25 protein-coding genes and 3 tRNA genes are annotated in these 25,825 nt (G+C 76.4%); 17 read left to right on the plus strand and 11 right to left on the minus strand.

Annotated elements, in window-relative coordinates; translation table 11 throughout:
* Positions 1-79: 79 nt before the first annotated feature.
* Both GCU56_RS14435 and GCU56_RS14440 read right to left on the minus strand, forming a co-directional pair.
* Complete coding sequence (locus tag GCU56_RS14435; protein ID WP_163482429.1) at positions 80-1,516, minus strand: bifunctional phosphatase PAP2/diacylglycerol kinase family protein; 1,437 nt, start codon at positions 1,514-1,516, stop codon at positions 80-82.
* Positions 1,517-1,527: 11 nt separating this feature from the next.
* Positions 1,528-2,148, minus strand: a complete 621-nt coding sequence (locus GCU56_RS14440) for a CGNR zinc finger domain-containing protein (RefSeq protein WP_163482430.1) — start codon at positions 2,146-2,148, stop codon at positions 1,528-1,530.
* Positions 2,149-2,243: 95 nt separating this feature from the next.
* Here GCU56_RS14440 and GCU56_RS14445 point away from each other — a divergent pair, with 95 nt between their 5' ends.
* The 3 genes from GCU56_RS14445 (at position 2,244) to GCU56_RS14455 (ending at position 3,797) form a co-directional block, all read left to right on the plus strand.
* Complete coding sequence (locus GCU56_RS14445; protein WP_345771846.1) at positions 2,244-3,452, plus strand: MFS transporter; 1,209 nt, start codon at positions 2,244-2,246, stop codon at positions 3,450-3,452.
* 163 nt (positions 3,453-3,615) lie between these two features.
* Positions 3,616-3,704, plus strand: a tRNA-Ser gene (locus GCU56_RS14450).
* A 20-nt stretch (positions 3,705-3,724) separates the two neighbouring features.
* Positions 3,725-3,797: transfer RNA gene (locus tag GCU56_RS14455), tRNA-Arg, on the plus strand.
* 324 nt (positions 3,798-4,121) lie between these two features.
* On the opposite strand, the gene GCU56_RS14460 is transcribed toward GCU56_RS14455, so the two are convergent.
* The 3 genes from GCU56_RS14460 to GCU56_RS14470 all read right to left on the minus strand — a co-directional run bounded on the left by GCU56_RS14460 (position 4,122) and on the right by GCU56_RS14470 (position 7,848).
* Positions 4,122-4,988, minus strand: coding sequence for a universal stress protein (locus tag GCU56_RS14460; protein ID WP_163482432.1), 867 nt, complete (start codon positions 4,986-4,988; stop codon positions 4,122-4,124).
* Complete coding sequence (locus GCU56_RS14465) at positions 4,985-6,409, minus strand: amino acid permease (RefSeq protein ID WP_345771847.1); 1,425 nt, start codon at positions 6,407-6,409, stop codon at positions 4,985-4,987. The genes GCU56_RS14460 and GCU56_RS14465 overlap by 4 nt, the downstream gene beginning before the upstream one ends.
* Positions 6,410-6,531: 122 nt before the next feature.
* Entirely contained in the window at positions 6,532-7,848 is a 1,317-nt protein-coding gene (locus GCU56_RS14470; protein ID WP_163482433.1) for an alpha-hydroxy-acid oxidizing protein, read from the minus strand.
* A gap of 281 nt (positions 7,849-8,129) precedes the next feature.
* Between GCU56_RS14470 and GCU56_RS14475 the strand changes: the two genes are divergently transcribed.
* The 9 genes from GCU56_RS14475 (at position 8,130) to GCU56_RS14515 (ending at position 17,380) form a co-directional block, all read left to right on the plus strand.
* Positions 8,130-8,924, plus strand: coding sequence for a hypothetical protein (locus tag GCU56_RS14475; protein WP_163482434.1), 795 nt, complete (start codon positions 8,130-8,132; stop codon positions 8,922-8,924).
* A 25-nt stretch (positions 8,925-8,949) separates the two neighbouring features.
* On the plus strand, positions 8,950-9,498 hold the full coding sequence (locus GCU56_RS14480) for a MarR family transcriptional regulator (protein WP_163482435.1): 549 nt from the start codon (positions 8,950-8,952) through the stop codon (positions 9,496-9,498).
* A 116-nt stretch (positions 9,499-9,614) separates the two neighbouring features.
* The gene (locus GCU56_RS14485; protein ID WP_163482436.1) at positions 9,615-11,114 is read left to right on the plus strand and encodes an HAD-IIIA family hydrolase; all 1,500 of its coding nucleotides are present in this window, start codon (positions 9,615-9,617) and stop codon (positions 11,112-11,114) included.
* On the plus strand, positions 11,111-12,118 hold the full coding sequence (locus GCU56_RS14490) for a glycosyltransferase family 9 protein (protein WP_345771848.1): 1,008 nt from the start codon (positions 11,111-11,113) through the stop codon (positions 12,116-12,118). Before GCU56_RS14485 ends, GCU56_RS14490 begins: the two co-directional genes overlap by 4 nt.
* Positions 12,115-13,095, plus strand: a complete 981-nt coding sequence (locus GCU56_RS14495; protein WP_163482437.1) for a glycosyltransferase — start codon at positions 12,115-12,117, stop codon at positions 13,093-13,095. Before GCU56_RS14490 ends, GCU56_RS14495 begins: the two co-directional genes overlap by 4 nt.
* 28 nt (positions 13,096-13,123) lie before the next feature.
* On the plus strand, positions 13,124-14,344 hold the full coding sequence (locus tag GCU56_RS14500; RefSeq protein ID WP_163482438.1) for a glycosyltransferase: 1,221 nt from the start codon (positions 13,124-13,126) through the stop codon (positions 14,342-14,344).
* Complete coding sequence (locus tag GCU56_RS14505; RefSeq protein WP_163482439.1) at positions 14,341-15,006, plus strand: D-sedoheptulose-7-phosphate isomerase; 666 nt, start codon at positions 14,341-14,343, stop codon at positions 15,004-15,006. Before GCU56_RS14500 ends, GCU56_RS14505 begins: the two co-directional genes overlap by 4 nt.
* Positions 15,003-16,391, plus strand: a complete 1,389-nt coding sequence (rfaE2, locus tag GCU56_RS14510) for a D-glycero-beta-D-manno-heptose 1-phosphate adenylyltransferase (protein WP_163482440.1) — start codon at positions 15,003-15,005, stop codon at positions 16,389-16,391. The genes GCU56_RS14505 and rfaE2 overlap by 4 nt, the downstream gene beginning before the upstream one ends.
* Before the next feature lie 83 nt (positions 16,392-16,474).
* Positions 16,475-17,380: a glycosyltransferase family 9 protein gene (locus GCU56_RS14515; RefSeq protein ID WP_239522268.1), complete on the plus strand. Its 906-nt coding sequence runs from the start codon at positions 16,475-16,477 to the stop codon at positions 17,378-17,380.
* Between the two features lie 62 nt (positions 17,381-17,442).
* Here GCU56_RS14515 and GCU56_RS14520 read toward each other — a convergent pair whose 3' ends face one another.
* From GCU56_RS14520 to GCU56_RS14535, 4 genes are all read right to left on the minus strand, one after another.
* Complete coding sequence (locus tag GCU56_RS14520) at positions 17,443-19,044, minus strand: VWA domain-containing protein (protein ID WP_239522269.1); 1,602 nt, start codon at positions 19,042-19,044, stop codon at positions 17,443-17,445.
* Positions 19,045-19,248: 204 nt separating this feature from the next.
* Positions 19,249-19,482, minus strand: coding sequence for a DUF2630 family protein (locus GCU56_RS14525; RefSeq protein ID WP_163482442.1), 234 nt, complete (start codon positions 19,480-19,482; stop codon positions 19,249-19,251).
* A gap of 38 nt (positions 19,483-19,520) precedes the next feature.
* Complete coding sequence (locus tag GCU56_RS14530) at positions 19,521-20,435, minus strand: prephenate dehydrogenase/arogenate dehydrogenase family protein (protein WP_163482443.1); 915 nt, start codon at positions 20,433-20,435, stop codon at positions 19,521-19,523.
* Positions 20,432-20,863: a PaaI family thioesterase gene (locus GCU56_RS14535; protein WP_163482444.1), complete on the minus strand. Its 432-nt coding sequence runs from the start codon at positions 20,861-20,863 to the stop codon at positions 20,432-20,434. The genes GCU56_RS14530 and GCU56_RS14535 overlap by 4 nt, the downstream gene beginning before the upstream one ends.
* A gap of 11 nt (positions 20,864-20,874) precedes the next feature.
* Between GCU56_RS14535 and GCU56_RS14540 the strand changes: the two genes are divergently transcribed.
* The 5 genes from GCU56_RS14540 to GCU56_RS14560 all read left to right on the plus strand — a co-directional run bounded on the left by GCU56_RS14540 (position 20,875) and on the right by GCU56_RS14560 (position 23,246).
* Positions 20,875-21,537 carry an O-methyltransferase gene (locus GCU56_RS14540; protein WP_163482445.1) on the plus strand — a complete coding sequence of 221 codons (663 nt, stop codon included), beginning with the start codon at positions 20,875-20,877 and terminating at the stop codon, positions 21,535-21,537.
* Entirely contained in the window at positions 21,534-22,031 is a 498-nt protein-coding gene (locus GCU56_RS14545; protein ID WP_163482446.1) for a tRNA adenosine deaminase-associated protein, read from the plus strand. Before GCU56_RS14540 ends, GCU56_RS14545 begins: the two co-directional genes overlap by 4 nt.
* The gene (locus GCU56_RS14550) at positions 22,028-22,684 is read left to right on the plus strand and encodes an HAD-IA family hydrolase (RefSeq protein ID WP_163482447.1); all 657 of its coding nucleotides are present in this window, start codon (positions 22,028-22,030) and stop codon (positions 22,682-22,684) included. Before GCU56_RS14545 ends, GCU56_RS14550 begins: the two co-directional genes overlap by 4 nt.
* A complete protein-coding gene (gene tadA / locus GCU56_RS14555) occupies positions 22,681-23,151 on the plus strand; it encodes a tRNA adenosine(34) deaminase TadA (protein ID WP_440588746.1) in 471 nt (156 codons plus the stop codon). Before GCU56_RS14550 ends, tadA begins: the two co-directional genes overlap by 4 nt.
* Before the next feature lie 10 nt (positions 23,152-23,161).
* Positions 23,162-23,246: transfer RNA gene (locus tag GCU56_RS14560), tRNA-Ser, on the plus strand.
* 359 nt (positions 23,247-23,605) lie between these two features.
* On the opposite strand, the gene GCU56_RS23480 is transcribed toward GCU56_RS14560, so the two are convergent.
* Positions 23,606-25,345 (minus strand): serine/threonine-protein kinase, encoded by a 1,740-nt coding sequence (locus GCU56_RS23480; protein ID WP_204332105.1) that lies wholly within the window; start codon positions 25,343-25,345, stop codon positions 23,606-23,608.
* A gap of 40 nt (positions 25,346-25,385) precedes the next feature.
* A complete protein-coding gene (locus tag GCU56_RS14570) occupies positions 25,386-25,733 on the minus strand; it encodes a hypothetical protein (RefSeq protein ID WP_163482448.1) in 348 nt (115 codons plus the stop codon).
* Positions 25,734-25,825 lie beyond the last annotated feature (92 nt).

Below are 25,825 nucleotides of genomic sequence, written 5' to 3' on the forward strand. Positions count from 1 at the left end.
GCCCAGGCCGGGACACCCCTGCTCGGACCGTAGTGAGATCGCCGCGACTCCGCTCGGTCAGCGACGTCGTCCGGGCCGGTCAGTCCGTGCGGCAGCAGTAGACGGTGAGCCTCGCTCGCTTGCGGAACGAGAACTCGGTCGCCCGCTCGCCGGTCTCGCCGTCATAGGCCACCTGCAGCGGACCCGACCGGGAGACCACGCGCACCTGCGCCACCTGCGTGTCCGCGTAGCCGGAGCTGCGGTCGCTGATGGCCAGCAGCGAGCCGAGCACCGCGCGGGTCCGGCTGAGACGGACGTCGGCCCGCAGGTACTGGACGTCGAGCAGGCCGTCCTCGAGCCGGGGGCGCCAGGCCGGGGCCAGTCCGCGCGGGGTGTAGCGGCAGTTGCCGACGAACAGGATCCAGACCAGCACCGGGCGGTCGTCGAGCAGCAGCGACACCGGCGTCCCACGGTGGAGGGTCTGGGCGGCGGCCACGGTCATCGCCGCCCACTTGCCCAGCCGGCCCGACAGCGCGTCGCGGCGGCGGACCATCTCCGGGTAGCTGCCGATGCTCGCGGTGTTGAGGAACGGCGTCCCGTTGACCTCGGCGACGTCCACCTCGACGGTCGAGCCCACCGTCACCGCCTCGGCCGCGTGCTCGAGGGTGTGCACGCCCAGGTCGCGGGCGAAGTGGTTGAGGGTGCCGGCCGGCAGCACGGCGAGGGGCAGCCGGTGCTCGAGGGCCACCGCGGCGGCGGCCGCCACGCTGCCGTCGCCGCCGGCCACGCCGAGCGCGCGGGCCCGCCCCGAGCCCGCGGCCTCGCCGAGCAGCTCGGCCACCCCGCCCCCGGGCCCGATCTCGAGCACCTCGGCGCGGGGGAGCAGCCGCCGGATGTCCTCCGCCGGGTCGTAGTCCTCGTCCCCGGAGCGCGGGTTCACCGCGACCACCAGTCCCTCGCCGTCCGGCAGCGGGGCGCCCGTGGCGGCGGGCCGCACCCGCGCGGGCGTCGTCGGCCGCACCCGCCACCACAGCCGGCTGCCCGCGGCGACGGCGGCACCCACGGCCAGTCCGGCGACGACGTCCCCGGGGTAGTGCACGCCGACGTGCACCCGCGAGTAGCCCACCCCCAGGGCCAGCGGCGCGAGCCCGGCCCCGGCGAGCGGGGCCTCCAGCGCGACGCCGGTGACGAACGCGCCCGCCGACGCCGAGTGCCCGCTGGGGAAGGAGTGGGTGGTCAGCGAGCGGCGCAGCAACCGGTCGACCGGGTGCGCGCCCAGGTCCGGTCGCCGCCGTCCGAAGACCCGCTTGAGGAGGGCGTTGACCAGGGCGCTCGACACCGCCATGGAGCCCAGGCCGCGGACCGCTGCCCGGCGCCACTGCCCCCGGCGCAGGCCCAGCACCACGCCGACGACGATCCACAGCTTGCCGTGGTCGGCCGCGGTCGACAGCCGGCGCAGCCACGGATCAGCGCGGGAGGTGGGCAGGCCGCTGACGAGGGAGTGCAGGCGGGCATCCCAGTCGTGGGCGCTCCGCATGCCGCCGGACGCTAGCGGAGTCCGCGAGCCTCGGCTGCCCCGTCCCGGCCCCGCTCCAGCGTCCCGCCGGGAGCCTGCGAGCGGTGGGCGGCAGCGGGGTCCTCTTCCTTGCGGCGGGCGCGGTAGGCCGCGACGGTCGACCGGCTGGCGCAGGTGTTGGAGCAGTAGCGGCGGCTGGCGTTGCGCGAGGTGTCGACGTAGACGTCGTCGCAGCCCTCGGCCGAGCACACCCCCAGGCGCTGCCAGCCGTGCTGGACGACGACCTGCGACAGGCCCATCGCGACCGTCGTGGTCAGCTGCTCGAGCACGGGCACGTCCGGACGGGCGTAGTGCAGGTGCAGCTCGCCGTCGTGGTCGGTCGCGTAGGGCTGCGGCGAGGCGAGCGCGAGCAGGGCGTTGAGCCGGTCGATCACCTCGGCCTGCGAGCCCGCCACGGCGACGGCGCGGATGAGGTCGGCGGTGCGCTCGGCCTGCCGGCTGCCGTCGGCGGAGAGGTCGAAGGACGCCGCCGGCTCGAACCACTCGGCGTGGGCGCCGAGGAAGGCGGTGGCCCACTTCGGGTCGTCGCGCTCGGCGTTGGCCAGGTCGATGGCCAGCTCGACCGCGTTCGACCCGTAGGTGTCGTAGTTCATTTGACTCCCTACCGCCCCGTCCCTAGTGTGTAGGGGGTCAACACCGTTTGACTCCCTACTCTTCCCTCTGCTGGGCCTGTCGAAGTGAGCTCGTCGTGCGTGCGTACCTGACTGTCTGGCGGCTGCCGTCCGCCCCCGTGCTCCTGCTCGCGGGCTTCGCCGGCCGTCTCCCCTCCGCCATGGTGCCGCTGGCGCTGCTGCTCATGGTGCAGGAGCAGACCGGTTCGTACGCGGTCGCCGGACTCGCGGCGGCCACCTACGGGCTGGCCATGGCCGGCATGGCGCCGGTGCTCGGGCGGCTGGCCGACCGTCGGTCGCCGCGCCCGGTGCTGCTCGTCCAGGCCGCGGCCTACCCGGTGCTCCTGGCGCTGCTGGTGGCCGCCGTCCTCGGCGGCGCGCCGGTCGCGGCGGTCGTGGTCGCCTCGGCGGCCGCGGGAGCCGGCACGCCGCTGGTGTCGGGGACGGTCCGCGCGCTGTGGTCGCGGGTCGACCCGCGGGTACGCACCACCGCCTACGCGCTCGACGCCACCGCCACCGAGCTGGTCTTCGTCGCCGGCCCGACCGTGGTGGCGGTGCTCGCCGTGCTGGCCGCCCCCGCCTGGGCCCTCGGGGTCGCGGGCGTGCTGGCCACCGGTGGCGCCCTGGGCATCGCCACCTCGCGTGCCCTGGGCGACTGGGTGCCCGCTCCCGCGCTCGACCGCCGCGGACCCCTCGCGACCGTGCTCGCGCCCGGGATGCCGCGGGTGCTGGCCAGCGGGTCGGCGCTGATGCTCGGCTTCGGCGCCCTCGAGGTGGCCATCCCGGCCTTCGCCGACGAGGCGGGCTCCCCCGGGATGTCCGGCGTCCTGCTCGCCCTGTGGTCACTCGGCTCGGTCGCCGGCGGGCTCTGGTTCGGCGCCCGGGTGGTCAGCGTCGCGCTGCCCCGCCAGTACCGGTGGCTGCTGCTGGGCGTGACGATCGGGCTGGCGCCCCTGACCGCGGCGTCGAGCCCGTGGGTGCTCGGTGCCCTGCTGTTCCTCGGCGGGACGGCGATCGCCCCGACGCTGACCGTGCAGAACTCGCTGGTCGGCACGATCGCCCCCGCGCACGCCGCCACGGAGGCCTTCACCTGGCTGTCGACGATGGCCACCGGCTCCTCGGCGGTGGGCGCCGCGCTGGGCGGGGCGCTGATCGAGGGGCCGGCCGGGGTGAACGGCAGCCTGCTGCTCGCCGTCGGCGGGGCGGCGCTGGCGGTGGCGGCCACGCTGGTGCCCGGCCGGTGGGGCACCGCTGCCGGCGCGATGCGGACGTCTGTGCCCGCCTGATGGCGCCGAGGGTGGCGACGTGGTGGCCATCGTGGCTCGATCGCCACCACGTCGTCCCACTCGGGCGGGGCGGGGACGCGAGGCGGCCCGACCCGGGCTGCGGGCGTCGGTGGGGGCGCTGGTAGTCTCGTCTCTCGGTGGTTCCGGGGGGACTCGGACCCCGGGAGGCTTCGCCTAGTCCGGTCTATGGCGCCGCACTGCTAATGCGGTTTGGGTTAATCCCCATCCCGGGTTCAAATCCCGGAGCCTCCGCGCACGACAACTGAACACCGGCACCCGTAGCTCAACGGATAGAGCATCTGACTACGGATCAGAAGGTTAGGGGTTCGAATCCCTTCGGGTGCACGTCTGGTTGAGACAGCACCGCGGCCTCGTCTCCTCGGAGAGCGGGGCCGCGATGTTCTCCCAGGACGTCGTCAGCGCCGCCGCGTCGGCCCCCGCGGTCCCCCGTCCCAGCAGGCAGCCGCGGACGCCGCGCTGACCCGCGACTGAGCGCCGGGACGCGCCGGGAGGATGTGGGGCGGGGGGCCGGTCCTGACGGTCTGGCCGCGTTGGTCGGTCCACCCAGCAGTGGGTGGCCATTCATTGCCGGCTACCCCCGCCCTGCCTCCACTGTGACCCACGCCACACGGGACGGTCAACCCCGGCGCGGCGTGTCGGACCATTCCCTCACGCGGGTACGAGGACGACCGGAACGGGTGCGGACCGGACGATCTTCGTCGCCGTCGAGCCCAGGAACACCCGGGCGAGCGGGCCCAGCCGGGAGCTGCCCAGGACCAGCAGGTCGCCCGGCCGCCAGGGGACGGCGGCGACCGCCCCGGCCCACCCGCGGCCGCCGGCCACGAGCGTCTCCGGTGCCGCGCCGGGGCCGGTCCACGCGGCGGCGAGGGCGTCGAGCTCCTGCTGCGCCTGGCCGGCCCAGGTGCCGCTGACCAGCCGCTCCACGTGCAGGCCGGTCTCGGACGGCAGCATCGGCTCCCGCTCCGGGGCGAACGTGAGCAGCCGCACCGGCACGTCCCACGCCGCGGCCGCCCGCCGCGTCCAGTCCAGGGCGGCCCGTGAGCGGTCGGTCCCGGCCCAGGCGCAGGAGAGCCGGGTCAGCCGATCCGCCGGCGGGCACGGGGCAGGAGCCAGCGCCAGGGGCACCGGCGAGGAGTGCAGGAGGTGCTCGGTGACGCTGCCGGCCTGGAACCGCCCGGCCGGTGCGGTGGCAGCGGGGCCCAGCACGAGCAGCGAGCCCTGCGCCTCGCGCACCGCGCTGACCAGCCCTGCGGGCACCGACGTCGCCTCCACCGTGACCGTGCGGACGGCGTCCACCCCGGCGGCGACCAGGGTCGCGACGGCGGCGTCCTGGCCGGCGCGCACGACGCCGGCGACCCACTGGCGGTACTCCCGGTCGGCGCGGGGGTCGGGGAAGCCGCGGGCGGTCACGGTCGCGACGACGACGTCCTCCCCGGCGGTGCGCGCCAGCACCCCGGCCAGCTGGAGCGCGGCGTCGTCGGACCGGTCGACCGACGAGCCGACGACGAGGGTCACCGCGGCGTCCGGAGCGTGGAGTGGGTGCGGGCGTAGGTGACGTAGACGACCGCGGCGATGGCCAGCCAGATCCCGAACAGCGCCCACGTCGTCCCCGGCAGCCCGTAGACGAGGTAGAGGCAGAACGCGACCGACAGGACCGGGACCACCGGGTAGCCCGGCACGCGGAAGCCGCGGGGGAGGTCCGGCTGGGTGCGGCGGAGCACCACGACGCCGATCGAGACGACGGTGAACGCGACCAGCGTGCCCATGCTGGTCAGGTCGATGAGGAAGTCCAGCGGGACGAAGCCGGCCAGCACACCCACGAACAGGGCCACCGCGACGGTGCCGCGGACGGGGGTGAGCGTGCGCGGGTCCACGCGGCTGAACAGTGACGGGATCATCCCGTCCCGGCTCATCGCGAACAGGATCCGGGTCTGCCCGTACATGGTCACGAGCGTCACCGAGAAGATCGAGACGACCGCCCCCGCGGCCAGCACGATGGCCGGCCACCGGGAGCCGGTGACGTCCTCGAGGATGACCGCCAGGCCCGCCTCCTGACCCTCGAACTCCGCGGCCGGCTGGGCGCCCACCGCCGAGAACGCGACCAGCAGGTAGACCGTCGTCACGACGAGGAGAGCGCCGATGATGGCCACCGGCAGGGTCCGGCGCGGGTTGCGCACCTCCTCCCCGGCGGTGGAGACGGCGTCCAGGCCGATGAACGAGAAGAAGATCGACGAGGCGGCGGCGCTGATCCCGGCCACGCCCAGCGGTGCGAAGGGCGCGTAGTTGTCCGACGTGAACGCGGAGAAGGCGATCGCCGAGAAGAACAGCAGGACCAGGACCTTGATCACCACCATCACCGCGTTGGCGCGGGCGGACTCGCTCGCGCCCCGGATGAGCAGGAGCGCGCACAGGGTCACCAGCACGATGGCGGGCAGGTTGACCACGCCGCCGGCCCCCGGTGCGGCCGACAGCGCGTCGGGGATGCGGACGCCGATGGTGTCGTCGAGCAGCTCGTCGAGGTACTCGCTCCAGCCCACGGCGACCGCGGCCGAGCTGACCGCGTACTCCAGCACCAGGCACCAGCCCACGACGTAGGCGACGACCTCGCCGAGGGTCGCGTAGGCGTAGGAGTAGGACGAGCCGGCCACCGGGATGGTGGAGGCCAGCTCGGCGTAGCAGAGCGCGGTGAAGCCGGCCGTGACGGCGGCGAGGACGAAGGAGACCACGACCGCGGGACCGGCCTCGGGGACCGCGGAGCTCAGGACGAAGAAGATGCCGGTGCCGATGGTGGCGCCGATGCCGAAGCTCATCAGCTGCGCCGGGCCGATCCGGCGGGCCAGCGCCCCGCCGTCGGGCGCCTCGGCGCCGGTCTCGTCGACCATCGCGGCCACGGGCTTGCGCCGGAACAGCTCGGCGCGCAGGGACGGAGCACTCACGCGGGGCCTCCTCGGCAGCGGGTGCCGGCGTCCTCGACGGCGGAAGGTGCCGCCGTCGTGACCCGGAGCCCGGCTCCCCAAACCGCCCCGGCGGACTTTCGGCGCCGGGAGTCCGCGGGGGGTCAGCCGACGCGGCGCAGCACGTCCCGGGAGAGCTGCCCGACGGCGGTGTGCCCGGTCAGCCCGAGGGTGAGGTCGAACTCCGCCACGACGTCGGACACCACCTGCCGCACCCCCGCCTCGCCGGCCAGCCCGAGCCCCCAGACGAACGGCCGGCCGAGCAGCACGGCCCGGGCACCGAGCGCCACCGCGGTCAGGACGTCGGCACCGCTGCGCACCCCGCTGTCGAGCAGGACCGGAGCCCGGTCGGCGACGGCGTCGACGACGTCGGGCAGCGCGTCCAGCGCGGCGATCGAGCGGTCCACCTGGCGGCCGCCGTGGGTGCTCACCACGACCCCGTCCACCCCCTCGTCCAGCGCCCGCCGGGCGTCGTCGGGGTGCAGGACGCCCTTGAGCAGGATCGGCAGCCGGGTGCGGCTGCGCAGCCAGGCGAGGTCGGCCCAGGTGATCGAGGGCCGCGAGTAGATCGACAGGAAGGTCTCGACGGCGGCCCGTGGGAGGGGTGAGCGCAGGTTCTCCCGGAGCGGTCCGGGCCAGGCCCGCGCCATGCCCACGAGGGCCCGCACCGCGGCGAGCGTCGGCAGCGGCTGCCGGTCCCGCCGGGCCGCCGTCCCGGGCTGAGCCGGCGCGGGTGCCGCCGTCGCCGCCGCCCGCTCGGCCACCAGGCGGCGGAACACCGGGTCGGAGGTGTACTGCGCGATGCCCTTGCCGAGGGCGAACGGGAGGTGGCCGAGATCGAGATCGCGCGGGCGCCAGCCGAGCATCGTGGTGTCCAGGGTCACCACCAGCGCCTCGCACCCGCTGGCCTCGGCGCGGCCCAGCAGGCTCTCGACCAGCTCATCGGACGTCGACCAGTACAGCTGGAACCACCGCGGCGCGTCGCCCATCACGGCGGCGCAGTCCTCCATCGGCACCGACGCCTGGTTGGAGAAGACCATCGGCACGCCCAGAGCCGCCACGGCGCGGGCCACGGCGCGGTCGGCGTCGGCGTGCACCAGCTCCAGCGCGCCGACCGGGCCAACCAGCACCGGCGCGGGCAGCCGCCGGCCGAACAGCTCCACCGTGGTGTCCCGGACGCTGACGTCCCGCAGCACCCGGGGGACGACCGCCCACCGGTCGAACGCCGCCCGGTTGGCCCGCTGGGTCGCCTCGGACCCGGCGCCGCCAGCCACGTAGGAGTAGGCGCGGGCGGTCAGCCGCCGGCGCGCCCGCCGCTGCAGGGCGGCGGCCGCGACGGGCACCTGGGGGAGCCGGCCGTACACCCCGGCGCGGTAGACGTCGTCCTGCCGGCGGCGCCCCGGACCCGCTGCTCGATCCACCGGGACACCGTAGTGAGGCCCGGGTCACAGGACCCGGACGAGACCGGATCGGAAATATGTCGACACGCCGCACCGACACGCGCGACTGACCGGTAACTGGCGGTCAACGAGGCACCCCGGGCGTCATCATGGGAGCGCACCGCCGCATCGAGGATGCGCCGGCGAGCAAGAGCTCCAGGGGGAAGTACGTGCCGGTCGGATCCAGGCCTCGTCCACATGCCCGGCCGCATGCCCAGGTCCTCTCTCATCCCGATGCTCCCCCTCCGGCCGGGCGGGGCATCGTGCCCCACGTCGCCACCGTCATGGGCCTGTTCGGGGTCCTGCTGTGCGCCGGCGTCGCCGGCGCCGCACCCGCGCTCGCCGTGGACGACCCGGCCCGGCCGGACGCCCGCGTCACCCACGGGCCCAGCTGCCGCCCCGGCGGCGTGGTCGTCGAGGTGACCGGCGGCACCGTCGCCTACGCCGTCACCCTGTCCACCAGCCGCGCGCACGACGGCGAGGACGTCGGCGAGGTGCAGCCCGGCGCGGTCGTGGTGCTGGCCACGGGCGACGTCGACTGGGGCGAGACCATCGACCCGTACCTGGCGTACGCGGCGCTCGACGGCTCGGGCACCCGGTACGTCGACGAGCTCGACGGCTTCAGCTTCACCCGGCCCGCCCTCGAGGACTGCGCCGCGATCGCGCCGTCGACGGCCGGCGGTGAGGTCCCCACGGCCGCCGGTGAGGTGCCCCCGGCCGCCGGCGAGGTGCCGGCCTCCGGCGGTGAGGTGCCCACGGCTGGGGAGGTGCCGGCGGCCGGTGAGGTGCCCGCGGCCGGCACGCCGCCGGTCGAGGTCCCGGGTGACGTGGCGCCGATGCCCGTCCCGGTCTTCCCCGGCAGCGGCACGGCGGCCGGCACCCGACCCGCCGCCGTCCCGGCCGCCGCGGCGGCTCCGCTCACCGGTGGTGCGGACGGCGTCTCGTGGCCGCTGCTCGCCGCCGGGGCGGCGCTGCTGACGGCGGGCACGGGCCTGGCCGCCGTCACGGGGCGCCGCGGCCGACGCGCCGGTGCGCCGGCGTCTCCCGGGGGCGCCTGAGCCGGACGTCGGCGACGATGGAGGGGTGCCCCACCCCGAGGACGCCCTCGCGCAGGATCTCCGTCCCGCCCCCGACGTCCCGCCGGATGCCGCCGACCTCCCCGAGGTCCCCCTGGATGCCGCCGACCTGCCCGGCGTCACCCCGCGGCCGGCCGAGACGTGGTTGCGGATCGTCCAGGTGCACGACCGGATCACCCGTCGTGTCGACTCGGCACTGCACCGCCAGCACGGCATCTCCCTCACCGGCTTCGAGGCGTTGCGGCGGATCGGCGAGGCGCCCGGCGAGCGGGCCACCATGGGGGAGGTCGCCGAGGCGCTCGGACTGTCCCGGGCCGGTGTGACCAGCACGGTGACGCGGCTGGTGGCCGAGGGGCTGGTCGTCCGCGAACGGTCGGCCGGGGACAAGCGGCTGCTGCACGCCCGCCTCACTCCCGCCGGGCGGGCCACGGTGGACGCCGCGACCCCGACCCACGACGAGCTCGTCGCACACCTGCTCACCCTCCTGGGGAACGACGCGACGGTGGTCACCGACGCCCTGGCCCGGGTCTCCGCGGCCGCCAGGACCCGTCGCTGAAGCAGGCCCGGTCCCCGAGCCTGCGAGGGGCCGGGAGGACGGGGTCTTTCCTCCGTCCAGGGGACACTTCAAGCCCGTAGTGTTTCCCCGGTGCCGGGGCCGGGCAGGACGTGATCATGCAGGGAGGGATCGAGCGCTGCTCCGTGGTCGTGCCGACCCTCGGCCGACCCTCGCTCGACCTGCTCCTCGACGCGCTGGCGGAGGCTCAGGGCCCCCGCCCGGCCGAGCTGGTGCTGGTCGACGACCGCCCGTCCGGTGCCCCGCTCCGCCCTGGACGCGCCGGCCTCCCACCGGTGCGCGTGGTGCGGACCGGGGGCGGTGGCCCCGCGCGGGCCCGGAACCTCGGCTGGCGGACCGCCCGCACCGAGTGGATCGCCTTCCTCGACGACGACGTCGTCCCCGACCCCGACTGGTACGAGCGGCTGGCCACCGATCTCCGCGACCTCCCGCCGGACGTGGCCGGCAGTCAGGGCCGGGTCCGCGTGCCGCTGCCCGGGGACCGCCGTCCGACCGACTGGGAGCGTGGCACCGCCGGCCTGGCGACCAGCTCCTGGATCACCGCCGACCTGGCCTACCGCCGCGCCGCCCTCGCCGCGGTCGGGGGCTTCGACGAACGGTTCCGCCGCGCCTTCCGGGAGGACTCCGACCTGGCGCTGCGGGTGATGGACACCGGTGCGCGGCTCGTCCGCGGGCAGCGCTGGATCACCCACCCGGTGCGGCCGGTCGACCGCTGGGTGAGCGTGCGCGTGCAGGCCGGCAACGCCGACGACGTCCTCATGCGCCGACTGCACGGGCCCGACTGGCGGGCACGCGCCGACGCCCCGCTGGGCCGACGTCCCCAGCACACGGCCGTGACCGCTGCCGCCCTGGCCGCCCTCGGCTCAGCCGCTGCGCGCCGGCCCCGGGCCGCGGCCATCGCCGCCGGCTTCTGGCTCGCCGGGACGGCCGAGTTCGCCTGGGCGCGCATCGCATCCGGACCGCGCACCCGCGCCGAAGTGACCTCGATGAGCCTCACCAGCGCCGCCATCCCCCCGCTGGCGACGTGGCACTGGCTCCGGGGGGTCGTGCGGCACCGGCGGGTGCGGCCCTGGCGCGGGCTGCCCGACCTGGTGCTCTTCGACCGCGACGGCACCCTCGTGCGCGACTACCCGTACAACGGCGACCCGGAGTTCGTGAAGCCGGTACCGGGCGCCCGGGAGGCGGTCGACGCACTGCGCGCCCGCGGCGTCCGGATCGGCGTGGTGAGCAACCAGTCGGGGGTGGCCCGCGGACTGATCACCCGCGACCAGGTGGACGCCTGCATGGCCCGGCTGGCCGAACTCCTCGGCCCCTTCGACACCGTCCAGGTCTGCCCGCACGGGCCCGACGACGGCTGCAGCTGCCGCAAGCCCGCGCCCGGCATGGTGAAGGCGGCCTGCGCGGAGCTGGACGTCGACCCCGCCCGTTGCGTGGTCATCGGGGACATCGGCGCCGACGTCGAGGCAGCCGCGGCGGCCGGAGCCGTCGGGATCCTGGTGCCCACACCGGTGACCCGGAAGGCCGAGGTCGCCGCAGCTCCCCGCCGAGCGGCCACGCTGACCGAGGCGGTCGGCGACGTCCTGGCGGGGGAGTGGTGAACCGCCCGCGGACGGTGCTGGTCGCCCGACTCGACAACGCCGGCGACGTGCTCCTGCAGGGCCCCCTGGTCCGCGCGGTGGCGGCGGGCGCCGACCGGGTGGTGTTCCTGGCCGGTCCGGCCGGCGCCGAGGCCGCGGCGCTGCTGCCCGGGGTGGACGAGGTATGGCCCTGGTCGTGCCCCTGGATCCTCGGTGACCCGCCCCCGGTGGACGCCGCCGACCTCGCCGCCCTGACCGAGCGCGTGCGCGCCCTGGCCCCGGACGAGGCGGTCGTCTCCACGTCGTTCCACCAGTCCCCGCTGCCGCTGGCCCTGGTGCTGCGTGCCGCGGGTGTGCCGCGGATCTCGGCGATCAGCGTCGACTACCCCGGGTCCCTGCTCGACGTCCGCCACCGGGTGGAGGACGACCTGCCCGAGCCCGAGCGCGCACTCTCCCTCGCCCGCGCCGCCGGGTTCGACCTGCCGGCCGGCGACGACGGCCGGCTGGCGGTGCGCCGGCCGCTGCCCCCCGTGGCGCACCCGCCCGGTTACGTCGTGCTGCACCCCGGCGCCTCGGTCCCCGCGCGGGCCTGGCCGGCGCAGCGCTGCGCCGAGGCCGTCGAGGCGCTCGCCGACGCCGGGCACCGGGTGCTCGTGACGGGTGGGCCGGGCGAGCGCGAGCTCACCGCCGCCGTGGCCGGCGCCCGCGGGGTCGACCTCGGCGGTGCCACCACGCTGCCGGAGATGGCGGCCCTGCTCGACGGCGCCGCTGCGGTCGTCGTCGGCAACACCGGGCCGGCGCACCTGGCCGCCGCCGTCGGGACGCCGGTCGTGTCGCTGTTCTCGCCGGTCGTGCCGGCCGCGCGGTGGGCCCCGTACGGCGTGCCGACGGTGCTGCTCGGCGACCAGGACGCCGCGTGCCGGGGCAGCCGCGCCCGCGAGTGCCCGGTGCCGGGGCACCCCTGTCTGTCGTCGGTCACCGCGGCCGACGTCGTCGCCGCCGTCGAGAAGGTGGGAGCCGCGTGAACGTCCTGCTCTGGCACGTGCACGGCTCCTGGACGACGGCGTTCGTCCAGGGCCGGCACGAGTACCTGCTGCCGGTCACCCCCGATCGCGGTCCGGACGGGCTGGGGCGCGCCCGCACCTGGGACTGGCCCGCGTCGGCTCGTGAGGTGACCCCCGAGGTACTGCGGGACGAGGAGATCGACGTCGTCGTCCTGCAGCGCACCCGGGACCTCGAGCTGGTCCGGGAGTGGCTGGGCCGCGAGCCGGGCCGCGACCTGCCCGCCGTCTTCCTCGAGCACAACGCGCCCGGCCTCGAACCCGGCGACGGGCCGGTGCCGCACACCCGGCACCCGCTGGCCGACCGCGACGACATCCCGATCGCCCACGTCACCCACTTCAACCGGCTCTTCTACGACAACGGCCGGGCGCCGACGACGGTCATCGAGCACGGCATCGTCGACCCGGGAGAGCGCTACACCGGCGAGCTGGCCCGCGCCGCCGTCGTCACCAACGAGCCGGTCCGCCGCGGCCGCACCGTCGGCGCCGACCTGCTCCCCGGGCTGGCCGCGGTCGCACCGGTCGACGTCTTCGGCATGGGCCTGAGCGGGCTGCACGAGCGGTACGGCCTCGACCCCGACCGCGTCGCCCTCCACGACGACCCCCCGCAGGCCGCGATGCACGCCGAGCTGGCCCGCCGCCGGGTGTACGTGCACCCCGTGCGGTGGACGTCGCTGGGGCTCTCGCTGCTGGAGGCCATGCACCTCGGGCTGCCGGTCGTCGGGCTGGCCACCACCGAGGCGGTCGAGGCGGTGCCGGCCGACGCGGGCGTGCTCTCGACCGACCCGGAGCGTCTCTGGAGTGCGGTCGCCACCTTCCTGCACGACGAGGACGCCGCCCGGCTGGCCGGGAAGGCCGCCCGCGCGGCCGCCCTGGAGCGCTACGGCCTGACGCGCTTCCTGGCCGACTGGGACCGACTGCTCGAGGAGGTGGTCCGATGAGGACCGACCGGCTGGGCGAGGAGAGCCGATGAGGATCGACCTGGTCAGCGAGCACGCGAGCCCGCTCGCGGCGATCGGCGGGGTGGACGCCGGCGGGCAGAACGTGCACGTCGCCGCCCTGGCCGCGGGCCTCGCCCGGCGCGGGCACGAGGTCACCGTGCACACCCGTCGCGAGGACCCCGACCAGCCCGAGCGGGTGACGGTGGCCGACGGCTACGACGTCGCGCACGTGCCGGCCGGCCCGGCGCGGCTGCTGCCCAAGGACGACCTGCTGCAGCACATGCCCGAGTTCGCGTCGCAGCTGCGGCGCACCTGGTCCACCGGGTCCCCGGACCTCGTGCACGCGCACTTCTGGATGAGCGGGCTGGCCTCGGTCGCGGCGGCGGGTCCGGGGTCGGGGGCGGGGGGGATCCCGATCGTGCAGACCTTCCACGCCCTCGGCTCGGTCAAGCGGCGCCACCAGGGCGCGGCCGACCCCTCGCCGGCCCAGCGGGTGCAGCTGGAGCGGTCGCTGTGCCGGACCGTCACCCACGTGGTGGCCACCTGCACCGACGAGGTCTTCGAACTGCGCCGGCTGGGGCTGCCCAGCGAGCGGGTCTCGATCGTGCCGTGCGGCGTGGACACCGGCGTCTTCACGCCCCGGGGTGGGGTCGCGCCGCGTTCCGACCGCCGGCGACTGCTCGTGCTCGGCCGGCTGGTCGAGCGCAAGGGGCAGGACGACGCCGTCCGGGCGCTGGCCGCGGTGCCCGACACCGAGCTGGTCGTCGTCGGCGGACCCCCGGCCGAGCAGCTGGACGGCGACCCGGAGGTGCGCCGGCTCCGGGCGGTGGCCACCGAGGCCGGCGTCGCGGACCGGCTGGTGTTCACCGGCGCGGTGGCGCGGGCCGACGTCCCGGCCTGGATCCGCTCGGCCGACGTCGTCCTGGCCGTGCCCTGGTACGAGCCCTTCGGGATCACCCCGCTCGAGGCGATGGCCTGCGGCCGCCCGGTCGTCGCCACCGCCGTCGGTGGGCTGCAGGACTCCGTCGCCGACGGAGTCACCGGCGTCCTGGTCCCGCCCCGGGACCCCGCGGCGATCGGCGCCGCGGTGGCCGGGCTGCTGGCCGACGACGCCCGCCGCGCCGCCTACGGCGCTGCCGGGGTGCGCCGCGCCCGCTCCCGCTACCGGTGGGAGCGCGTGGTCGCCGACACCGAGACCGTCTACCGGCAGGTGCTCACCGGCCGCGTCGCCATGGAGGCTGCCCGATGACCGTCGCTCCCCACTCGGCCGGTGAGGTCGTCTCGCCGGACGCCTGCACGCACCTGACCGGCGCCGACCACGTCGCCTCCCTGACGTCGGCACTGGGCTCGCTGAACGCGCAGCTCGACGCCCTCGACAGGTGGGGGCAGCGGCTCGCCGACGTGCTGTGCGGCTCGGGGCGTGGACGGCTGCTGGCCGCCGGCAACGGCGGCAGCGCGGCCCAGGCGCAGCACCTGACCGCCGAGCTGGTCGGCCGGTACCGCGCCGACCGGCCGCCGTTCTCCGCGATCTGCCTGACCGCGGAGACGTCGTCGCTGACCGCGATCGCCAACGACTACCCGGCCGACGAGCTGTTCGCCCGCCAGGTGGAGGCGCACGGCCGGGCCGGTGACGTGCTGGTGCTGCTGTCGACGTCCGGCCGCAGCCCCAACGCCGTCGCGGCCGCCCGCCGTGCTCGGGAGTGCGGCATCACCGTGCTGGCGATGACCGGCCCGGCACCCAACCCCCTGGCCGCGGTCGCCGACGACGCGGTCTGCATCGACTCCCCGTGGACGGCGACCGTGCAGGAGTGCCACCTGGTCGCGCTGCACCTGGTGTGCGCGGCCTTCGACGCCGCGGTGCTCGCCGAGCCGGCCCGCGTCCCGCAGAGCCGGCTCGGGGTGGCGCAGTGAGCGCCGGCGGTCCGCTGGTCGTCGTCGGCGACGCGCTCCTCGACGTCGACCTGGTCGGGACGGCGTCCCGGCTGACCCCCGACGCGCCGGTGCCGGTGGTCGAGGACGTCGAGACGCGGGAGCGCCCCGGCGGTGCGGCGCTCGCCGCGGTGATCGCGGCCCGGTCCACCTCCCGCGAGGTCGTGCTGGTCACGCCCATGGCCGACGACGAGGGCGCCGACCGGCTGCGCGCGCTGCTGGCCGGCCGGGTGCGCCTGGTGGAGATCCCAGCGACGGGCGGCACGGCGGTCAAGCAGCGGGTGCGGGTGGGCGACCACTCCGTCGTCCGGATCGACCGGGGCGATCCGGTGGTCACCCTCGGCGCGCTCCCCGCGGAGGTCGGGGCGGTGCTCCGGCAGGCGGCGGCCGTGCTGGTGGCCGACTACGGCCGGGGGACGACGGCGGACCCGTCCGTACGGGCCGCACTGGCCGAGGCGGGCGGCCCCCTGGTCTGGGATCCGCACCCGCGCGGTGCCGATCCGGTGCCCAGCGCCCGGCTGGTGACGCCCAACGGGTCCGAGGCCGCACGGGTGGCCTCCGCGACCGGGGTCGCGGCCACCGGTGACGGGCTGGAAGCGGTCGGGGCCCGCGCGGAGGCACTCATCCGGCACTGGGGCGTGGGCGCGGTGTCGGTGACGCTGGGGGCCCGCGGCGCGCTGCTCTCCTACGGGGAGGGTGCGCCGATGGTCGTGCCCGCCGTGCCGGTGGTCGGCGGGGACGCCTGCGGTGCCGGGGACTCCTTCGCGGCGGCTGCGGCGGTGCTGCTGGCCGAGGGCGCCGTGACCGGCGAGGCGGTGGCCGGGGCGGTCGCGGCCGCGTCGGCGTTCGTCGGGCGCGGCGGGGCCTCGGCGTGGGACCGGCCTCGCCAGGACGCCGTTCCTGGTCCGGCGCCCGTCTCGGACGTCGACGCGCTGCTCGCGGGCGTGCGGGCCGCCGGGGGCACCGTGGTGGCGACCGGCGGGTGCTTCGACCTGCTGCACGCCGGCCACGTCGCCACCCTGCGCGCGGCTCGCGGCCTCGGCGACTGCCTGGTCGTCTGCATCAACTCCGACGCCTCGGTGCGCCGGCTCAAGGGCCCGACCCGGCCGCTGGTCACCGCTCCCGACCGGGCGCGGGTGCTGGAGGCGCTGGAGTTCGTCGACGCCGTGGTGGTCTTCGACGAGGACACCCCGGCCGAGGTGCTCGAGCGGCTGCGTCCCGACGTGTGGGCCAAGGGCGGGGACTACGCCGGCACCGACCTGCCCGAGGCCGCGGTCCTGCGGCGCTGGGGTGGCCAGGCCGTCGTCCTGCCCTACCTGGACGGGCACTCGACGACGGCCCTGGTCGAGCGCTCCCGGGTGTGGTGAAGGACCCCGCTGCCCCCCACGCTCGGCGCGGGTCCCTGCAGCGGGGCCGTTCCAGCAAGCCGACAGCGGTCGTCCTCCGGCCGTTGGGGCTGGGGGACCTGCTGACCGGGGTGCCGGCGATCCGGGCGGTGCGGGCCGCGGTGCCCGACCACCGGCTGGTGCTGGCGACGACGACGGCGCTGGCACCGCTGGCCCGGCTGGTCGACGCCGTCGACGAGGTGCTGCCCGCCCGTGAGCTGGAGCCGCTGGACTGGGCCGGCCCGCCGCCCGAGCTCGCCGTCGACCTGCACGGCAAGGGCCCGGCGTCGCACGTGGTCGTGGCCGACCTGCGGCCCGACCGGCTGCTCACCTTCGCCAGCCCCGGCTACCCCGGACCGGCCTGGTACCCCGACGAGCACGAGGTGCGCCGCTGGTGCCGGCTGGTCACCGAGGGGCTCGGGGTGCCGGCCGACCCGGACGCGCTGGACCTCGCGGTGCCCGACGTCGCCTCGCCCGCGCCGCCCGGGGTGGCCGTCGTCCACCCTGGCGCGGCCTTCCCCGGGCGCCGGTGGCCCGCCGACCGCTTCGCCGCCGTCGCCCGGCACCTGGCCGACGCGGGGCTCGACGTCCGGATCACCGGTGGCCCGGCCGAGGTGCCGCTGGCCCGCACCGTCGCCGACGCCGCGCGCCTGGGGGAGGAGGCCGTCCTCGCCGGCCGGACGACGACCCTCGAGCTGGCCGCCGTCGTCGCCGGTGCCCGGGTGGTCGTGAGCGGAGACACCGGGATGGCGCACCTCGCCACCGCCTACCGCCGTCCGTCGGTGGTGTTGTTCGGGCCGGTGTCACCGGCGCTGTGGGGTCCGCCGGCCCGGGCCGGGGAGCAGGGGGCACTGCACGTCGTCCTCTGGCACGGCGACGGCACCGGCGACCCCTGGGGCACCGAGCTGGACCCCGCACTGGCGCAGATCACCGTCGAGGAGGTCACGACCGCCCTCGACCACCTGCTCTGAGGCACGAGAGTCCCGCGGGTCTCCCGTGGGGAGTGCCGGGGCTCTCCGTGGACGGTCCCGCTTCAGTCGCGCTGGCGGAGGGCGTCGAACAGGACGGTCTGCAGGTCGGTCGGGTCGACGGCGGAGTAGGCCGCGCCCTCGGTCGTCTCGGCGATCTGCTCCAGGGCGTCGAGGTCGGCGTCGGGGCCCAGCGCCACGCCGATGACCTTGACCGGCCGCTCGGGGTCGGCCTCGGCCCGCAGCGCGTCCAGCAGCGCCTCGAGCTCGAGGCCGTCGTCGTCGTTCGTGCCGTCGGTGACCACCAGGACGCTGTTGACCGCTCGTGGGTCGTAGTCGGCCCGCGCCGCGCGGACCGCGTCCAGGGTCGTGTCGTACAGCCCCGTGCCGCCGGGGGTGAGCCGGTCGGGGATCGTGTCGAGCTGCTCGTCGAGGTCCTCGCGCTGGGTGCCGCCGTCGGTCTCGGTGCCCAGCGCCCGGGTGGGCACCAGCTCCACCCAGTCCTGGTCGCCGTCGAGCTCGTTGGCGAACACCCACAGCCCGATGGCGAACCCGTCGGGCACCAGCGACAGGGTGCTCTTCGCGGCGTCGCGGGCCAGGGTGGCGCGGGTGCCGCTGCCGGCCGGGGCCTCCATCGACGTCGACACGTCGAAGACCGACAGGATGCGCGACGGCGCGGCCAGCTCGGACAGCTGGTCGAGCAGGCCCTGCACCTGGGCGGGGTCCAGCAGCAGCGCCCCCGGGGCCGTCTCCTGCGTCCCGGTGGCCTCGCCGGCGTCCGGGGGCGCCGCGCCGTCCGCGTCGCGGAACCCGGCGCCGAGGACGGCGGTGCGTGCGGCGTCGGAGGTGAGCGCCCGCACGGCCGCGGTGACCGCGGGGGCATCGGCGCCGGACGCCGAGCCGACGCGGACGATCGGGTAGTCCAGCGACGGCGAGCCCTCGGCGGGGTAGACGGCGACCAGCGACGGGTCCGCGGCGTCGGCGTTGGCGGCGTACACCTCCTGCTCGCTGACCGGCACCAGCGGCGCATCCGCCGAGTCCTCGCCCGCCGCGGCCAGCGCGTCGGCGGGGGAGACCGAGGGGCCCCGCTCGGCGGCCAGCACCGCCTGGACGACGGCGTTGTCGGCGTCCGCACCGCCGCCCAGGGCGGTCCGGACGGCGCTCAGGGCGGCCAGGGCCTCGGCACTGGTGGCCAGGTCCGGGACGGCGATGCCCTGGTCGCTGACCAGCGCCGCACCCCAGCCGGGCGGCGAGCCGGCCCAGCCCAGCTCCTCGACGGCCGACCGGCTCGTCGCCAGGACCACCGGGGAGGTGGCCATCGACCCGGTCGCCTCGAGCGGTGCCGCACCGGCGCGCGCCGGCCACAGCGAGGAGTCGGGCACCCACACGTGCGGCAGGTCGCCCGCCTCGAGCGCGCCGAGGTCGCCGACGGTCTGCAGCGGCTCCTGAGCGCTCACCTGGGCGTCGGCGCAGTCCTCGGGCTGCAGGCCCTCGGCGCCGACGAGCACCTGGGTGGTGACCGCTTCGAGCTCGGGGGCGACGACCACGCGGACGACGTCGGTGCGATCGCAGTCCCCGGCCCCCGCGCCCACCGCCCACCAGGTGATGCCACCGGCGACCAGCACCACCGCGGCCACCGCCAGGGCGATGAGCACCTGGGGTGTCATCTGGAGGGACCGGCGTCGGGCACTGGTCTCGGCGTGGCGCCCCATGCGCGCAGTTCCCCCGTCGGTCGGTCGGTCCGGGTGTCCTCGGCGACCCCGCGACCGCCACCTCACAGATTAGATGCGTTCGCTGACCCGCCGTGGATCACCCGACCGCGGTGGCCGCGGCCTCCCGCCGGCCGGCGAGGGTGCGCCGGGAGGACGCTCCTACTGCAGGTATCCCTCGACCTGCTGCTCCGGTCGGGGCTGGGCCTCGTCGGGGTCCTCGCCGTACTGGCGCTTGGCGTCCCGCTGGCGGATCAGGTCCCAGAGCTGGTCGCGGTCCTCCTCGATCTGCCGGAGTCGGGCACGCTGCTCGTCGCTGTGCTCACCGCTGTCCCGGAGCTGGCGCTCCTCGTCGACCAGTGCCTCGATGCGGCTGCGGATCTCGCTGTCGTCCATGCCGGGACCCTGCCCGACGATCCCGGCGCGAAACAACGTCAGTCCGGCAGGTGGCCCTCGACGAACGCGGCCAGCCGCCGGGTGACGGCGCCACCGGCCCGGCCCAGTGCCAGCAGCGCGGCCCGTTCCAGCGGCACCCGGACCTCCCGCCGTCCCGCCGGCGCCCCGGCGCGGACGGCGTGACCCGCGGCGACCAGCTCCGGCCAGGGCCGGGCCAGCTGGGCCTGCACGCGGGCCAGCGCCGCGGCCGTCGGACCGGCGTTGCCCTCGACCATGGCGCTGACGAACGCGGGGTCGCTGCCGATGACCCGCGTGCCGTCCCGGAAGCTGCCTGCGGCCAGCGCGAGCGCGAGCGGGCCGGCCTCTCCGGCGGCGGCGGCCAGGGCCGCGGCGAGCAGGTGCGGCACGTGACTGACCGCGGCGACGGCGTCGTCGTGCTCCGCGGCGGTCGCGGGCACCACCTCGGCGCCGGCCGCCAGCGCCACCTCGGCGACCCGCAGCCAGCGCGGCAGCTCGGTGTCGGGCTCCAGGCACACCGCCCACCGGGCGCCGGTGAACAGGCCCGGGTCGGTCGCCGCGTGGCCCGAGCGCTCGGTGCCGCACATCGGGTGGCCGCCGACGTAGCGCCCGCCGTACGTCACCCGGAGCTGGTCCAGCACGGGGACCTTCACCGAGCCCAGGTCGGTGACGGTCGCGTCGGGCGGGACGGCGAGGTCCGCCAGCGCGTGCCCCATCGCCGGCAGCGGGACGGCGAGGACGACGACGCCGTCCAGCTCCCGGCCGATGCGCACCCCGCGGGCGGCGGCGGCGGCGCGCGCGTCCGGGTCGACGTCCCAGCCGGTGACGTCCCGGCCGGCGGCGACCAGTGCGGCCGCCAGCGACCCGCCGAGCTGGCCGAGGCCGACCACGCCGACCGGCGGTGCGGGCATCGTCGGCACCGGGAAGGCGGTCACGCCGTCCCCGCCCAGGGGCGGTCGGTGCGGAACACCCGCGCCAGCGCCGTGGCCACCAGCCGGCCGTCCTGGGCGCGGGCGTCGATGCGGTAGACGGCGGTGCGGCTGCTCCGGTGCAGCTCCGTGCCCTCGGCGACCAGCCGGTCCCCGGGCCGGCCGGCGGCGAGGAACTCGGTGTGCACGTCCTGGGCGACGGCGACCGTCCCGTGGCTGTTGCTCACCGCGGCGTGGACGACGTCGAGCAGGGCCATCGTGGCACCGCCGTGCGCGCTGCCCACCGCGTTGAGCAGCGCCGGGGTCACCGTCATCGCCGCGCGGGCGTACCCGGGACGCACCTGTTCGAGCTCGATGCCCAGGTGCCCCGCCAGCGGATCGGCCGCGAGCCGGGTGAACAGCTCGGCTGGGACGTCGTCCTGCGGGTCCGCCATGATCGGACCTTATGACGCCGCGCTCCTTCCTCCTGACGCCGCAGCTCGCGGAGTACGTGCGGGCATCCTCGGAGCCCTACGACGAGGTCGTCCTCGACCTGATGACCGAGACCGCCGAGCTCGCTGCGCGCGGGGAGGCGTCGCCCACCTTCCAGATCGCGCCCGAGCAGGGCTCGTTCATGCAGCTGCTCGCCGGAGCCCTCGGGGTGCGCCAGGCGATCGAGATCGGCACCTTCACCGGCTACTCGGCGCTCTGCGTCGCGCGCGCCCTCCCGGACGGCGGGCGGCTGGTCTGCCTGGACCGGAACGGCGAGTGGACGGCGATCGCCCGCAGGTACTGGGAGCGCGCCGGCGTCGGCGACCGGGTCGAGCTGCTGCTCGGTGACGCCCACGAGACGCTGCGCGGCCTGCCGGCCGACCCGACCTTCGACCTCGCCTTCGTGGACGCCGACAAGACCGGGTACGCCGACTACGTCGAGCAGCTGTACCCGCGCATGGCCGCCAACGGCGTGGTGCTGCTGGACAACACGCTGCGCAACGGGGAGGTCCTCGACCCCCGGGACGACGACGCCCGGTCCGTCGCGGAGCTGAACCGGGCGCTGGCCGCCGACCCCCGCTGGGAGACGGTCCTGCTGCCGCTGGCCGACGGCCTGACGGTGCTCCGCAAGCGATGAGCGCCGACGAGGTCCGGGCCAGCTGGGCGGTGCGGGTGAGCCGGACCGGAGACGGGTGGCAGGTGGACCTGCTGGCCGCCGACGCCGGCGACGAGCTGCCCGTCCTGGAGCGGGCGCTGGGTGATCCGGGCGCCGGCGGATGGCCGGGCCCCTTCGTCGTGGTCGTCGACTCGCGGCTGTACTTCGTCGTCCTCCGGCACGGACCCGGCGGCCTGGTCCGCGCGCTGATCTCCGACGCCACCATGCAGGAGTGGGTGCTCGCCGCCGAGGTGGTGGAGCGCTACGGCATCGCGGTGGACGCCGACGGCGCCTTCGACGACGACGAGACCGGCTGGCCCGGCGGCGACCTGGACGTGTTCGCCGACGACGGGCTGCCCGCCGAGCAGCTGCGGCCGATCGTGACCGCCGACGACCTGTGGGCCGACGAGATGGTGGCGGCGATCGCCACCCGGCTGGGGTTCGCCGACGAGCTGGCCGCCGCCGTGGCGCCGTGAGTCCTGTGGCGAGCGCCGTCGTCCTCGACCTGGGCGGGGTGCTCACCGAGAGCCCGATGCCGGCCTTCACCGCCTACGAGGCGGAGGCCGGACTGCCCGACGGGCTGATCCGCCGGCTCAACAGCACCGATCCCGACCGGAACGCCTGGGCCCGCTACGAGCGCAACGAGCTCGACGCCGCCGGGTTCGTCGACGCCTTCGAGGCCGAGGCCCTGGCCGCCGGGCACCGCCTCGACGCCCGCCGCGTCCTCGCCGCGCTGGCCGGCGAGCTGCGGCCGGCGATGGTCGCCGCGGTGCAGCGGCTGCGCGCGGCCGGGGTGCCGTTGGCGCTGCTGTCGAACAACGTCGCCCCGATGGAGCGCACCGGGCGGCTGGGGGACCTGCTCGGACTCTTCGACGCGGTGGTGGAGTCCTCGCTGGAGGGGGTCCGCAAGCCGGAGCCGGAGATCTACCGGCGGGCACTCACCCGGCTGTCGGACGCCGTCGGCCGGCCGGTGGCGGCGGTCGACTGCGCCTACCTCGACGACCTGGGCATCAACCTCAAGCCGGCCCGGGCGATGGGCATGCACACGATCAAGGTCGTCGATCCGGCCGCCGCCCTGGCCGACCTGTCCGAGCTGGTCGGCGTCCCGCTGGGCGGCGCGGCCCCGTGACCGGCCCCTGGGACGTCGACGCCGCGATGGCCCGGGCGCTGGAGCTCGCCGAGGCGGCCGTCGAGTGGGGGGACACGCCGATCGGCGCCGTCGTCCTGGCCGCCGACGGGAGCGTCCTCGCCGAGGCGGCCAACGAGCGGGAGCGACGCGGCGACCCCACCGCGCACGCCGAGGTGCTCGCGCTGCGCGCCGCGGCGCAGGTGCACGGCGACGGGTGGCGGCTGACCGGGACGACGCTGGTGGTGACCCTCGAGCCCTGCACCATGTGCGCCGGTGCCAGCGTCCTGGCCCGGGTCGAGCGGGTGGTCTACGGCGCCGACGACCCCAAGGCCGGAGCCGCCGGATCGCTGTGGGACGTCGTCCGCGACCGTCGGCTCAACCACCGTCCGCAGGTCACCGCGGGGGTTCGCGCCGAGGAGTCCGCCGCGCTGCTACGCGCGTTCTTCCGCCGTCAGCGGGGCCTGTAGTCTCTGCGGCGGTGGCGTGTCCGAGCGGCCGAAGGAGCACGCCTCGAAAGCGTGTGAGGTGCAAGCCTCCGTGGGTTCAAATCCCACCGCCACCGCCCTGCGCTACCGACGGGAGATTCCTGGAGTAGCGCCGACAGTGACGGCGAAGCCGTCCTCGGAGGACCTGACCGGCGGGTCGGGGACTCCGGGGGCGGCTTCGTCGCTCTCCGGGCGGGATCGGCCGGAACGTCGCGGGCACCGGTCCGCTCCTCGCTCGCTGGCGCTCGCTGCGATGCTCCCGGGGCTGTCAGCCGACGGTGCTCTCTGGTCGGCTTCCGTGCCCCGGTCCGCTCCTCGCTCGCTGGCGCTCGCTGCGATGCTCCCGGGGCTGTCAGCCGACGGTGCTCTCCGGTCGGCTTCCGTGCCCCGGTCCGCTCCTCGCTCGCTGGCGCTCGCTGCGATGCTCCCGGGGCTGTCAGCCGACGGTGGCCTCGAAGACGTCCAGGTCGACCAGCAGGCTGCCGTCGGCGGCCCGCGCGAACGTGACCGCGTGCTCCTCCACCATGCCGCTGCCGTCGGCCCGGCGGAACTCGACCTCCGTGGTGGCGGTGACCACGCCGTCGCCCTGGTCCACCACGTCGCGCAGCGAGACGAGCGAGACCTCCGCCCACTCGGACCAGAACCCGGCGTAGTTCTGCGGCCCGATCCGGGAGCGCAGCTGTGGTCCGGTGAGTGCGTAGGCGGCGGCCGGGTCGTCCGGGAGGTGGGCGTAGTACTGGTCCAGCGTCTGCTGGGCAGCGGCGGCCGGGTCCGCGGGCGGTGCGGGGTCTTCCTCGGTGGGCTCGGCCTCGGTCGGCTGCGCCTGCTCGGCCGGTTCCGCCGGTTCCGGCTCGCTCGGCTCGGCGGACGAGGACGGCGCGGGCTGCTCCTCCGTCGCGGACGGCGTCGTCGGGTCGGCGCTCGGCGTCCCGCCTCCGTCGCCGCCCCGGGTGGTGAGCCACAGGACGCCGGCGATGGCCAGCACCAGGACCAGCAGCGCGGCCACCAGCAGCGGCCGCCGCTTCCGCGGGCGGGCGGTGACCACCGAGGTCGGAGGCCGCGCCGTGGCCGGATCGTGGGCCGGCGTCGTCAGCGTCCGTGGGGCGGCGGGCGGCGGCTCCGGCGCCGTGCGCGGCGGTGCCTCCGGAACGGGCTGGTCCGGCGCCGGCTGCCGCACGGGGAGGTCCTCGACGGCGGTGTCGGGACTCCGGCGGCCGGCAGTCGCCGCGGCCGCCACGCCGGCCGCGGCGGCGCCACCCTGGCCGAGTTCGGCCGTGCGGTCCCGGTTGGTGGAGGACCGGAGGCTGGTCCGGGCCAGCAGCACGGTGGTCGGATCGCCGTCCCGGCCGGCGGCGAGGCGGGCCAACTCGTCGCGGACCTCGGTCATCGTCGGGCGTTGCCCCGGGTCGTCGGCGAGCATCCGGGTGAGCGGCCCGGTCATCGAGCCCGCTCGCTTCGGCGGGGTGGGGCCGCCGCCGGCGACGCGGTGCAGCAGCCGCAGCGCGTTGTCGTCCATGCCGAACGGGGGCTGGCCCTCCAGGCAGGTGTACAGCGTCGCGCCCAGGGAGAAGACGTCGCTGGCCGGAGACATCTCCGCGCCCTGCGCCACCTCGGGTGCCAGGAAGGCCGGCGTCCCGGTGATCTGGCCGGTCTGCGTGAGGGTGACGTCGCCGCGGGCGTGCGAGATGCCGAAGTCGGTGATCTTGACCAGGCCCTCGACGCGGGGGCCCTGGCCGATCAGCACGTTGGCCGGCTTGACGTCGCGGTGCACGATGCCGGCGGCGTGCGTGGCGGCCAGGGCGTCGGCCACTTGCGCACCGACCTGCGCCACCTGGTCCACCCGCAGGATGCCGTCCTCGTTCAGCACCTCGGCCAGGCTGCGCGAGGGCAGGTACTCCATCACCAGCCACGGTGCCCCGGCCTCCACCGCGACGTCGTAGACCGAGATCGCGTGCGGATGGCTCAACCGGGCGGCGATGCGGCCCTCGCGCAGCGCCCGCTGACGCTGCTGGTCGACCGTGGCCACGTCGGCGCCCGGCGGCGGCACGACCTGCTTCACCGCGACCTGCCGGCCCAGCAGCTCGTCCCGGGCCAGCCAGACCGTGCCCATCCCGCCGATCCCGATGCGCCAGTGCAGCCGGTAGCGCCCCGCGACCAGGTCGCCGGGTCCGGTCATCGCCGATCCGTCCTGTCCGCGTGCGCGCCCAGGGTGGCGGTCAGACGCCCGAGGGGACGCCGTAGCGCCGCGCGTACTCCTCCTGCGCCCCCGCGGGGAGTGCGTCGTAGAGCTCACCGAGCTCGGCGACGACGTCGGGGGACAGGTCGTCGAACAGCCGCTGCCAGGTCGGCGGCTCGTCGTAGCTGCGGGTGAGCAGCAACTCCCACGCCCGTGTCTGACGGTCCCGCTTGCTGCGCTCGGCGACGAACTCGGAGAGGTAGCGGTCCTTGGCCGCGTCCTTCTCCTCCTTGGTGGCCGACGGCGGCAGGCCGGAGGGGTCGGCGCCCTTGAGCACCGCGACGATGGCGTCCACGACCTCGGGCCGCAGCTGCTCGGTCTCGCTCATCGGGTTGCCTCTCGTCTCGCGTCGCGGGCGGGGTTGATCCCGTTCCGGACCAGCGTGCCCCATGCCCTCGACCCGTAACCACTCGCTCGGCG

The sequence above is a fragment of the Geodermatophilus sabuli genome (genome assembly GCF_010686765.1).
Taxonomy (GTDB): Bacteria; Actinomycetota; Actinomycetes; order Mycobacteriales; family Geodermatophilaceae; genus Geodermatophilus; species Geodermatophilus sabuli_A.